Annotated in this window: 22 protein-coding genes; all 22 read left to right on the top strand. The window is 40.1% G+C overall.

Going from position 1 to position 9,431, the window contains the following annotated elements; all coding sequences use genetic code 11:
• The coding region (tuf, locus tag GX654_21745) for an elongation factor Tu (protein ID NLD39487.1) at positions 1–126 on the top strand (126 nt) is incomplete at its 5' end.
• A gap of 27 nt (positions 127–153) precedes the next feature.
• Positions 154–477 (top strand): 30S ribosomal protein S10, encoded by a 324-nt coding sequence (gene rpsJ / locus GX654_21740; protein ID NLD39486.1) that lies wholly within the window; start codon positions 154–156, stop codon positions 475–477.
• 25 nt (positions 478–502) lie between these two features.
• Positions 503–1,123: a 50S ribosomal protein L3 gene (gene rplC, locus GX654_21735; GenBank protein NLD39485.1), complete on the top strand. Its 621-nt coding sequence runs from the start codon at positions 503–505 to the stop codon at positions 1,121–1,123.
• A gap of 25 nt (positions 1,124–1,148) precedes the next feature.
• Positions 1,149–1,772, top strand: coding sequence for a 50S ribosomal protein L4 (gene rplD, locus GX654_21730; protein ID NLD39484.1), 624 nt, complete (start codon positions 1,149–1,151; stop codon positions 1,770–1,772).
• Entirely contained in the window at positions 1,772–2,059 is a 288-nt protein-coding gene (gene rplW, locus GX654_21725) for a 50S ribosomal protein L23 (protein ID NLD39483.1), read from the top strand. Before rplD ends, rplW begins: the two co-directional genes overlap by 1 nt.
• 63 nt (positions 2,060–2,122) lie before the next feature.
• Positions 2,123–2,947 (top strand): 50S ribosomal protein L2, encoded by an 825-nt coding sequence (gene rplB, locus GX654_21720; GenBank protein NLD39482.1) that lies wholly within the window; start codon positions 2,123–2,125, stop codon positions 2,945–2,947.
• 35 nt (positions 2,948–2,982) lie between these two features.
• On the top strand, positions 2,983–3,270 hold the full coding sequence (rpsS, locus tag GX654_21715) for a 30S ribosomal protein S19 (GenBank protein ID NLD39481.1): 288 nt from the start codon (positions 2,983–2,985) through the stop codon (positions 3,268–3,270).
• The gene (gene rplV / locus GX654_21710) at positions 3,270–3,602 is read left to right on the top strand and encodes a 50S ribosomal protein L22 (protein NLD39480.1); all 333 of its coding nucleotides are present in this window, start codon (positions 3,270–3,272) and stop codon (positions 3,600–3,602) included. Before rpsS ends, rplV begins: the two co-directional genes overlap by 1 nt.
• Positions 3,603–3,646: 44 nt before the next feature.
• Complete coding sequence (rpsC, locus tag GX654_21705; GenBank protein NLD39479.1) at positions 3,647–4,285, top strand: 30S ribosomal protein S3; 639 nt, start codon at positions 3,647–3,649, stop codon at positions 4,283–4,285.
• A 3-nt stretch (positions 4,286–4,288) separates the two neighbouring features.
• Positions 4,289–4,693 (top strand): 50S ribosomal protein L16, encoded by a 405-nt coding sequence (gene rplP / locus GX654_21700; protein ID NLD39478.1) that lies wholly within the window; start codon positions 4,289–4,291, stop codon positions 4,691–4,693.
• Between the two features lie 2 nt (positions 4,694–4,695).
• The gene (rpmC, locus tag GX654_21695; GenBank protein NLD39477.1) at positions 4,696–4,884 is read left to right on the top strand and encodes a 50S ribosomal protein L29; all 189 of its coding nucleotides are present in this window, start codon (positions 4,696–4,698) and stop codon (positions 4,882–4,884) included.
• Between the two features lie 21 nt (positions 4,885–4,905).
• Positions 4,906–5,202, top strand: a complete 297-nt coding sequence (rpsQ, locus tag GX654_21690) for a 30S ribosomal protein S17 (protein NLD39476.1) — start codon at positions 4,906–4,908, stop codon at positions 5,200–5,202.
• A gap of 5 nt (positions 5,203–5,207) precedes the next feature.
• Complete coding sequence (gene rplN, locus GX654_21685) at positions 5,208–5,576, top strand: 50S ribosomal protein L14 (protein NLD39475.1); 369 nt, start codon at positions 5,208–5,210, stop codon at positions 5,574–5,576.
• 22 nt (positions 5,577–5,598) lie between these two features.
• Positions 5,599–5,928 (top strand): 50S ribosomal protein L24, encoded by a 330-nt coding sequence (locus GX654_21680; GenBank protein NLD39474.1) that lies wholly within the window; start codon positions 5,599–5,601, stop codon positions 5,926–5,928.
• Positions 5,929–5,995: 67 nt separating this feature from the next.
• Complete coding sequence (gene rplE / locus GX654_21675; protein ID NLD39473.1) at positions 5,996–6,535, top strand: 50S ribosomal protein L5; 540 nt, start codon at positions 5,996–5,998, stop codon at positions 6,533–6,535.
• A 13-nt stretch (positions 6,536–6,548) separates the two neighbouring features.
• A complete protein-coding gene (locus tag GX654_21670; GenBank protein ID NLD39472.1) occupies positions 6,549–6,734 on the top strand; it encodes a type Z 30S ribosomal protein S14 in 186 nt (61 codons plus the stop codon).
• An 85-nt stretch (positions 6,735–6,819) separates the two neighbouring features.
• Positions 6,820–7,218: a 30S ribosomal protein S8 gene (gene rpsH / locus GX654_21665; GenBank protein ID NLD39471.1), complete on the top strand. Its 399-nt coding sequence runs from the start codon at positions 6,820–6,822 to the stop codon at positions 7,216–7,218.
• Between the two features lie 48 nt (positions 7,219–7,266).
• A complete protein-coding gene (gene rplF, locus GX654_21660) occupies positions 7,267–7,806 on the top strand; it encodes a 50S ribosomal protein L6 (GenBank protein ID NLD39470.1) in 540 nt (179 codons plus the stop codon).
• Between the two features lie 34 nt (positions 7,807–7,840).
• On the top strand, positions 7,841–8,203 hold the full coding sequence (locus tag GX654_21655) for a 50S ribosomal protein L18 (GenBank protein NLD39469.1): 363 nt from the start codon (positions 7,841–7,843) through the stop codon (positions 8,201–8,203).
• Between the two features lie 50 nt (positions 8,204–8,253).
• Positions 8,254–8,751 (top strand): 30S ribosomal protein S5, encoded by a 498-nt coding sequence (gene rpsE / locus GX654_21650; GenBank protein NLD39468.1) that lies wholly within the window; start codon positions 8,254–8,256, stop codon positions 8,749–8,751.
• Positions 8,752–8,773: 22 nt separating this feature from the next.
• Positions 8,774–8,953 carry a 50S ribosomal protein L30 gene (rpmD, locus tag GX654_21645; GenBank protein ID NLD39467.1) on the top strand — a complete coding sequence of 60 codons (180 nt, stop codon included), beginning with the start codon at positions 8,774–8,776 and terminating at the stop codon, positions 8,951–8,953.
• A 16-nt stretch (positions 8,954–8,969) separates the two neighbouring features.
• A complete protein-coding gene (rplO, locus tag GX654_21640; GenBank protein NLD39466.1) occupies positions 8,970–9,416 on the top strand; it encodes a 50S ribosomal protein L15 in 447 nt (148 codons plus the stop codon).
• The last annotated feature ends 15 nt before the right edge of the window (positions 9,417–9,431 follow it).

The raw sequence follows: 9,431 nt of genomic DNA, 5'->3' as shown, positions 1-9,431 counted from the left end.
GGAGATAATGTGGCGATGGTTGGGGCACTGATAACCCCGATAGCAATGGAGAAGGAACTTCGCTTTGCTATTCGTGAGGGAGGCCGCACAGTAGGTGCCGGCGTTGTCAGCGAAATCATCGAATAGCATAGGGAAGGTATTTCAGGGAATAAAATGATAGAAAAATCGTTAGCAAACCAGAAAATCAGGATTCGTCTAAAGGCATATGACCATAAATTGCTGGATCAGTCTGCTTTGGAAATTGTTGATACAGTCAGGGAGACTGGCGCCAAAATAGCCGGCCCTATACCTCTTCCTACTGTGATTAACAGATATTGTGTTTTGAGGTCTCCACATGTGAACAAAAAGGCAAGAGAACAGTTTGAAATAAGAACGCATAAAAGACTTCTGGATATCCTGGAGCCTACACAGCAAACAGTCGACGCCTTGATGAAGTTGGATTTATCTGGCGGAGTTGACGTAGAGATTAAATTATAAGCGAACTAAAGGGTTGGAGAGTTAAATGGGCAACAGGATATTTGGTAAGAAACTCGGCATGACACGCTACTTTCTTGATGAAGGAAAGAGTGTGCCTGTAACACTGGTACAAGCCGGCCCATGTATTGTTATTCAGAAAAAGACCATTGATAAAGATGGTTATGAGGCTATTCAGGTTGGTTTTGAAGAAAAGAAAGAGAGCAGGGTCAATAAACCTTTAAAAGGCCATCAAAAGGCTGCTGGTAATAAATATTTTCAATTTCTCAAGGAGATCAGAGTTAAGGATGCCAAGGAATATGAACTCGGTCAGGAAATTACAGCAGATATCTTTCAGATTGGCGACATGGTTACTGTTTCCGGAAAGAGTATAGGACGTGGATTTACCGGTGTTGTAAAACGATGGGGGTTTGGCGGTGGAAGATGGACTCATGGTTCAAGATCCCATAGAGTGCCTGGGTCCATTGGTAACAGTACAACACCTGGCAGGGTTGTCAAAGGAAGGAAACTTCCCGGAAGGTTTGGTTTCGAAAGAATCACAGTAAAAAATTTAAAGGTGCTTGATGTAAGACCTGATATTAACCTTATAGCAATAAAAGGACCGTTACCAGGTAGTGATAATTCGATAATTGAAATCTGCAGATTGTAGATTATTAAAGAAGTGATAAGCAAAAATGATAGTAATCGATGTACATAATCTAAACGCGGAAAAGACAGCTGAGATAGAACTGAATGAAAGAATCTTTGGCGTAGATGTCAGAAAAGATATTCTTCATCAGGTAGTTGTCAGCCAGCTTAATAAAAAACGGGCAGGTACCTCTTCTGTAAAGACCCGATCAGAGGTTAACGGGTCGAGAACCAAACTTTGGCGACAGAAGGGCACAGGCAGGGCGAGGATAGGGACTCCTCAATCTCCAACCAGACGTGGCGGGGGTATTGCATTTGGCCCTGTTCAGAGGCTATATATAAACAAGGTCTCCAAGAAGATCAGAAAGGCTGCCATTTCAATGGCCCTGAGCGACAAATACAATACAAAACAGCTTATTGTTGTTGATGACTTTAATATGCCGGAAATTAAGACCAAAGATTTTGTAAAGGTTATAAATAATTTCAAAACAAAAAAGGCATTGATTGTAACTGATTCTAAAAATATAAATCTTGAAAAATCATCAAGAAATGTCCCAGGAATCAAGATTATCAGGCAGGAGGGGATTAATGTATACGATATCCTGAACCACGATCATCTTTTTCTTGTCAGACCTTCTATTGAAAAGATTGAGGAGGCATTGATTTCATAATGGATATTTATAGTGTGATCAAGGAACCGCATATCGCCGAAAAAGCAACAATGCAGAAGGAATCATTCAATCAGATTGTTCTTAAGGTTGACCCTCGTGCAAACAAAATAGAAATTAAAAAAGCAACCGAATTGTTGTTCAAAAAAAAGGTGCTGGATGTTAATACACTGAATATGAAAGGCAAGACTCGTAGAGTTGGGAAAAATATCGGGAAAAAGTCTGACTGGAAAAAGGCTATTATAAAACTTGCACCAGGGGAAAATATTGAATTTTTTGATGGTTTATAGCAGTAACATAGGTAAGCGCTAGAATATTATTTCAGAATAGAAAAGGATTATTTGGAGATATAGATGGCTATAAAGAGTCATAAACCGACCTCACCGGGAAGAAGATTTTTTAAAAACAGCGATTTTGAAGAGATCACTACTGATAAACCGGAAAGAAGTCTGGTAAAAACACTCAAAAAAAATAGTGGGCGTAACTGTTATGGTCGAATTACCTCTCGTTTCAGGGGTGGCGGGCACAAAAGACGTTACCGGATTATTGATTTTAAAAGAAATAAAGATGGAATCCCAGCAAAGGTGGCCACTATTGAATATGATCCTAACAGGTCAAGTAATATTGCTCTCCTGAACTACGCAGATGGTGAAAAGCGGTATATTATCGCTGCCGGCGGCATAAAAGTTGGAGATATGATTACCTCTGGTCTGGGTTCGGAGATTACACCGGGTAATACCCTGAAACTCAGCGACATTCCACTCGGTAGTTCGATACATAATATTGAATTGAAACCGGGCCATGGTGGTCAGATTGTTCGAAGTGCCGGAACATATGCCCAGTTGATGGCAAAAGAGGGAAAGTATGCACAGGTTAAACTTCCCTCTGGTGAAGTAAGGATGATTGCCGTTGAATGCAGGGCTACCCTTGGCCAGGTTGGGAATTCAGGCTATATGGGAATAAGCCTTGGTAAGGCAGGAAGATCAAGATGGAAAGGTAGAATGCCTCATGTAAGGGGTGTTGCTATGAACCCTGTAGATCATCCGCATGGCGGCGGTGAAGGAAAATCATCCGGTGGAAGACATCCTGTTACACCGTGGGGTGTTCCAACAAAGGGTTATAAGACAAGGGTAAGAAAGTCTAGCAATAAAATGATTATTAAAAAGAGAAATAAATAAAGTTAATCTCTTTTTACTTAAATGGAGGAATAGTTTTGTCAAGATCATTAAAAAAAGGACCATTTGTTGATGATCACTTGCTAAAAAAGGCAACACAGGCGCAGGAAACCGGGAGCAGAAATATTATAAAGACCTGGTCGCGCAGATCAACGATTTTGCCCGAATTTGTAGGCCTTACCTTTGCGGTACATAATGGCAAGAAATTTATCCCCGTCTTTGTTACAGAAGATATGGTTGGGCACAAGCTTGGCGAATTTTCCCTTACCAGGACATTTTTTGGGCATGCTGGAGACAAAAAAACAAAAGTAAAGGGTGGTAAATAATGGAATCAAGTGCCGTAGCAAGATATATTAGGATCTCTCCACGCAAGGTGCGCCTGGTTATTGACCAGGTAAGGGGAAAACGTGTAGAGGATGCTGTAAATATGCTGAAGTTTGCCCCTCAGAAGGGCGCACTTTTCGTCTTGAAGCTGATCAATTCTGCGGTGGCAAATGCACAACAGATGTCTGATGTGGATGTTGATAAACTTTATGTAAAAAGTATATTTGCAGATGAAGGCCCTATGTTAAAAAGGATTATACCAAGGGCTAGCGGGCGGGCAACAAGAATTTTGAAAAGGACAAGTCATTTGACGGTTGTCCTTAATGATAAATAGTCTTTTGATAAGTAACGATTAGTGCCAACAGGCGGAGGTAAAGATTGGGACAAAAAGTAAACCCTATCGGTTTCAGACTCGGAATAAATAAGGAATGGGCTTCAAAATGGTTTTCCAGTAAAGACTACAGCTGTTTTGTTTACGAAGATTACTGTATCAGAAAGTTTCTAAAAAAGAAGCTGCAACAGGCAGGCATATCAAAGATTGAGATAGAAAGGGCTGCCAACAAGGTTAAACTAAAGATACATACTGCGCGACCCGGGCTCGTTATCGGCAGAAAGGGTTCTGAGATTCAGAATCTTACAAAGGATCTTACTAAGATAATAAACCGTGAGTTCTTTATTGATATTCAGGAGGTTAGAAAGCCTGAAGTTGATGCACAGCTTCTCGCAGAAAATATCGCATTGCAGTTGGTGCGAAGGGTTTCTTTTAGAAGGGCTATGAAAAAGAGTGTTACCTCTGCTCTGAGGTTTGGCGTTCAGGGTATAAAGATTTACTGCAGTGGCAGACTGGGTGGCGCTGAAATGGCCAGAAGAGAATGGTACAGAAAAGGACGCGTTCCACTTCATACGATCAGGGCTGATATAGATTACGGTTTTGCTGAAGCCCTTACCACGTATGGTATTATAGGTATAAAAGTGACCATATTTAATGGTGAGATTTTACCGGATAAAAAGGATTAATAAATGCTTAGTCCAAAAAAATTAAAATATAGAAAAAGACAAAAAGGCAGGATGAATGGAAAGGCCAAAGGAAGCACACTTGAGTTTGGTGAATTTGGTCTTCAGGCAACAGAATGTGGGCGGATGTCAGCACAACAGATCGAATCCGCACGTATTGCTATAACAAGGCACGTAAAACGCGGTGGAAAAATATGGATCAGGGTTTTTCCCGATAAACCAATTACCAAAAAACCTCTTGAAACCAGAATGGGAAAAGGGAAAGGTCCAACGGACAAATGGGTTGCCATTGTGAAACCCGGAAGGATATTGTATGAGATGGAAGGCGTTGGCGAAAGCATTGCGGCAGAGGCCTTCCGTCTTGCCGCACATAAATTGCCTTTTGGAACCAGATTTGTTAGCAGGGGATGAAAATGAAAGCTAAAGAGTTAAGAGAAATAGAACACCAGGAATTGATTGAAAAAGAATCATCCATGCGACTAGATATATTTAACCTGCGGTTTCAGAAGGCCACCGGTCAACTGGCCAATACCGCCAGTATAGGTAAGACTAGAAAAGAATTGGCAAGAGTTAAAACTATTCTTAATGAAAAGAAAAAATAATGAGAACGCAGTGAGGCAGTTATGAAAGAGCGTGGGATTAGAAGAAAATTAACAGGTGTTGTGGTTGGAACAAAGATGGATAAGACCATTGTTGTTATGGTTAGCAGGCTAAAAAAGCACAGCACATATAATAAATTTATACGCAGGCAGACAAAATATCTTGTTCATGATCCCAAAAATATCTGTCAGGAAGGGGACAGGGTACGAATAATTGAATCAAGACCGATCAGTAGACTGAAAAGATGGCATCTTGTTGAGATAGTTGAAAAAAGCCAGATGTCAGCCCCAGAAGTCATTAATGATCTGGTCCAGGAGTAATTAAAATGATTCAAACAGAAACAAAACTAAAGGTTGCTGATAATTCCGGTGCAAAACTGGTAGCCTGTATAAAGGTATTAGGCGGGTCCAAGAGAAGATATGCTTCTATTGGAGATATAATTATTGTATCTGTAAAAGAGGCAATCCCGAATTCAAAAGTCAGCAAGGGAAGCGTTATGAGGGCAGTTATTGTTCGGACAGCCAAAGAGATACGTCGTCCGGATGGGTCTCATATTAAATTTGATGAAAACTCAGCTGTATTGATCAACGCTCAGAATGAACCAATAGGTACTCGTATTTTCGGCCCAGTAGCCAGAGAATTGAGGGCTAAGAAATTTATGAAGATAATTTCTCTTGCCCCAGAAGTACTTTAAATTAATCTTATGGAGTATGTAAGTGCTTAAGAAACATCCCGTAATAAAAAAGAATGATAAGGTAATAGTCCTTACAGGAAAAGAAAAGGGAAAGATCGGTAACGTTCTGACTGTGGATAAGGATGCAGATCGTGTTTTTGTTGAGAAGATAAATCTGGTAAAGAGGCATACCAAACCCAATGCTAAGAATGCTCAGGGCGGTATTGTTGAAAAGGAGGCCCCTATTCATATTTCAAATTTAAAGATTATCTGCAACAAATGTGCTGAGCCGACCAGGGTTGGAAAGCGTATTCTGGATGATGGTTCAAAGGTCAGGGTATGCAAAAAATGTGGTGAAATTCTGGGTGATTAGAGTTAATGGGTTTTAACCCCTTGAATATAACAACATTTACAGGGTAATTTAGAAACAGGAGTAACAGTTGTCCAGGCTGAAAGATAAGTATAACAATGAAGTAGTTCCAGCTTTAATTAAAGAGTTCGGATATACAAGCGCAATGGCTGTGCCTAAAATAAAAAAAGTTGTATTAAACATGGGCATGGGTGAGGCTATATTCAATATTAAGGTGCTTGATAAGGCCGCTGAAGAACTCTCATTAATAGCAGGGCAAAAGGCTGTTATCAGAAAAGCAAAAAAATCTATCGCAGGTTTTAAATTACGTGAAGGTATGCCTATAGGATGCTCGGTCACCTTAAGACGTGATAGGATGTATGATTTTCTTGATAAGCTATTTAATGTAACTCTCCCGCGAGTACGAGACTTTCGTGGTCTGCCAAATAAGTCATTTGATGGCAGGGCAAACTGCTCCGTAGGGATAAAAGAGCACATTATTTTCCCTGAGATAGAATATGATAAAATTGATAAGGTTAAGGGTCTTAATATTACCATCGTTACATCAGGCAGAACGGATGAAGAGGGTATGTTTTTATTAAGATCCTTAGGAATGCCATTTAGGAATTAAAAGGGAGGATGACTTGGCAAAAAAGTCCCTTATAGCAAAAGCTAAGAGAAATCAGAAGTTTTCTACTAGAACATACACCCGTTGCCCTATATGTGGCAGGCCCAGGGCATTTTTAAGAAAATTCGGTCTGTGTAGAATTTGTTTTAGAAATATGGCACTGAGTGGGGTTATTCCCGGTGTAATTAAGTCCAGTTGGTAGCATTTTTAGACAGGGTTTTCCTGTAATATATCGATTGAAAACTTATAAAAAAGTAGAAGGTTAAATAGAACAAGGAGTTATTTTCATGGGAATGACAGATCCGATCGCCGATATGCTGACGAGAATCAGGAATGCAATAATGGCATCATATAATTCAGTAGACATTCCGGGTTCCAGGATGAAGATTAATATCGCCAAGGTGCTTAAATCGGAAGGTTTCATCAAGAATTTTAAATTATTGGATGATAAGAAGCAGGGAATCATCAAGATTTATTTTAAATACGATGAAAAAGGTGTGCCCACAATAGATGGCCTAAAAAGGGTGAGCAAACCCGGGTGCAGAATTTATGCTAAAAGAGACAATATTCCAAAGATATTAAACGGTTTTGGAATAAATATTCTATCTACTTCGAAAGGCATAATTACGGATAAACAGGCCAGGGAGATTGGTGTTGGCGGAGAAATCATCTGTTCGATATGGTGATTTCGTGTTTTATCTATCGTATTATGATCTATTAACTGGAGGTAATAAATGTCACGCATAGGCAAAATGCCTATTCAAATCCCTAAGGATGTTAAAATCGATATTAAAGATGACATGATTACTGTCAAGGGGCCTAAAGGTGAGCTTAAAAGGCAGATTAACCCCAATGTCAGTTTGAATATCGAAAATGATACACTTTTGATAACTGCCAAGGATGATTCAAAAGAGTGCAATGCTTGTCATGGTCTGTTCAGGGCTTTGGTAGCAAATATGGTAAAGGGTGTATCAAAGGGGTTTGAACGGATACTTGAAATAGTTGGGGTAGGGTACAAGGCAGAGGTTTCAGGGAGAAAGGCTACATTCAATCTGGGTTATTCGCACCCTGTTGTTTATGAGCTTCCCAATGGAATAGATGCAACTATTGATAAGTCCAAGATTACACTAAGCGGAATTGATAATGAGCTTCTTGGTGAGACCGCCGCAAAGATCAGGGGTTTCAGAAGGCCTGAACCCTATAAAGGAAAGGGTATCAAGTATGCGGCGGAAGTAATTCAAAGAAAAGCTGGAAAGTCCGGATCCAGAGATTAGAACGGATTATTATTAACAGGATTATAAAATGGCAATAGTAAGAAGAGCAGAATCAAGAGAAAAAAGAAAAAAGCGCTTAAGGAATAAAGTAACGGGTACAGCCGAACGTCCGAGGCTTTCAGTGTTCAGGAGTGCAAAAAATATATACGCACAGATTATTGATGATACAAGTTTCAATACCCTTGTTCAGATCTCCTCTATATCGAAGGAGGTAAGAGATACAATGACAGGAAAGGGTGGAAACATTGAAGGCGCTTCAATGATAGGTAAATTGATCGCACAGAAAGCCCTTGAAAAAGGCATTAAAAAGGTAGTCTTTGACAGAAACGGGTTTCTGTATCATGGACGAGTAAAATCACTTGCTGAAGCAGCTAGAGAAGGCGGTCTGGAATTCTAGGTTTTAAAGGGATTTCTAAATTATTAAGTCAGCAATCAAGGAGACAGGCATTGTTTAAAGAAGAAAGCGGGAATGAATTCATTGAAAAAGTCGTCCATATAAGCAGGGTTGCCAAGGTTGTAAAGGGTGGACGTAGATTCAGTTTTAGCGCAATAGTAATTGTTGGTGATGGAAAAGGCCTTATTGGATTTGGTCTTGGAAAGGCCAATGAGGTCCCCGAGGCTATTAGAAAAGGGGTAGAAAAGGCTAGAAAGAGCATGAAGGCTGTCAGCATAAAGGACGGCACCATACCGCACGAGGCCATCGGTAAATGGGGAGCTGGTCGTGTACTTATTAAACCAGCCGGCCCAGGAACAGGTGTTATTGCAGGCGGGGCTGTAAGGGCTGTACTTGAAGCTGTTGGCATTCAGAATATTCTTTCAAAATGCCTGGGTTCAAATAATCCGCATAATCTTGTAAGGGCGACAATTAAAGGGCTTTGCACTCTGAGGACACCTGAAGAAATTGCATCCAGAAGGAGTAAGACTCTTCAGGAAATGTTAACTTAATTATAAAGAACGAGATTTTATTATGGCTGATAAAATAAAATTAACCCTGGTTAAAAGTGGTATTGGAAAAAATAAAAGAATCAGGGAAACATTAAAAGGTCTGGGATTAACAAAATTGAATAGAACCGTTTGCCTGAATAATACTGCTCCTATCAGAGGAATGATAGAAAAGGTATTATACATGGTAAAGGTTGAAATATAATCATTGGGAGATAATGATGAAGTTAAATGATCTTTCCCCCGCAGAAGGCTCAAGGAAAAGTAAAAAAAGGGTTGGTAGAGGACCAGGCTCAGGCCATGGAAAAACATCATGTAAAGGGCATAAGGGACAAAAGGCCAGATCAGGCGCCAGCGTTGGGCCGGCATTTGAAGGCGGTCAGATGCCTTTACATAGAAGGCTGCCAAAAAGAGGATTCACAAATCATTTTAAGAAGGTGTATGATATCATCAACATCCGTGATCTTAACAGGTGTGAAGCTGGTGTATCAATAGATCAGGAAAAATTGAAAGAGCTGGGACTGTATAAGGGCGCAAAAAATGGGATAAAGCTTCTCGGCAATGGAGACTTGAATCACCCTGTTGAGATAAAAGTGGACATGGCGAGTAAGGAAGCTATTAAAAAGATCGAAGCCGCTGGCGGAAAGATCGAGTTTATCAGACCATAATTTTTTTGGAGAATA

The organism is Desulfatiglans sp. (assembly GCA_012513605.1).
In the GTDB taxonomy this organism is placed as follows: Bacteria; Desulfobacterota; DSM-4660; order Desulfatiglandales; family HGW-15; genus JAAZBV01.
Note: the sequence above shows the minus strand (reverse complement) of the source record. Positions and strands in the feature narration are given on the sequence as shown.

Excerpts from the sequence above, each read along its gene's own strand:
- rpsJ (NLD39486.1), top strand. The coding sequence starts at position 154 with ATGATAGAAAAATCGTTAGCAAACCAGAAAATCAGGATTCGTCTAAAG.
- rplC (NLD39485.1), top strand. The coding sequence starts at position 503 with ATGGGCAACAGGATATTTGGTAAGAAACTCGGCATGACACGCTACTTT.
- rplD (NLD39484.1), top strand. The coding sequence starts at position 1,149 with ATGATAGTAATCGATGTACATAATCTAAACGCGGAAAAGACAGCTGAG.
- rplW (NLD39483.1), top strand. The coding sequence starts at position 1,772 with ATGGATATTTATAGTGTGATCAAGGAACCGCATATCGCCGAAAAAGCA.
- rplB (NLD39482.1), top strand. The coding sequence starts at position 2,123 with ATGGCTATAAAGAGTCATAAACCGACCTCACCGGGAAGAAGATTTTTT.
- rplV (NLD39480.1), top strand. The coding sequence starts at position 3,270 with ATGGAATCAAGTGCCGTAGCAAGATATATTAGGATCTCTCCACGCAAG.
- rplP (NLD39478.1), top strand. The coding sequence starts at position 4,289 with ATGCTTAGTCCAAAAAAATTAAAATATAGAAAAAGACAAAAAGGCAGG.
- rpmC (NLD39477.1), top strand. The coding sequence starts at position 4,696 with ATGAAAGCTAAAGAGTTAAGAGAAATAGAACACCAGGAATTGATTGAA.
- rpsQ (NLD39476.1), top strand. The coding sequence starts at position 4,906 with ATGAAAGAGCGTGGGATTAGAAGAAAATTAACAGGTGTTGTGGTTGGA.
- rplN (NLD39475.1), top strand. The coding sequence starts at position 5,208 with ATGATTCAAACAGAAACAAAACTAAAGGTTGCTGATAATTCCGGTGCA.
- rpsH (NLD39471.1), top strand. The coding sequence starts at position 6,820 with ATGGGAATGACAGATCCGATCGCCGATATGCTGACGAGAATCAGGAAT.
- rplF (NLD39470.1), top strand. The coding sequence starts at position 7,267 with ATGTCACGCATAGGCAAAATGCCTATTCAAATCCCTAAGGATGTTAAA.
- rpmD (NLD39467.1), top strand. The coding sequence starts at position 8,774 with ATGGCTGATAAAATAAAATTAACCCTGGTTAAAAGTGGTATTGGAAAA.
- rplO (NLD39466.1), top strand. The coding sequence starts at position 8,970 with ATGAAGTTAAATGATCTTTCCCCCGCAGAAGGCTCAAGGAAAAGTAAA.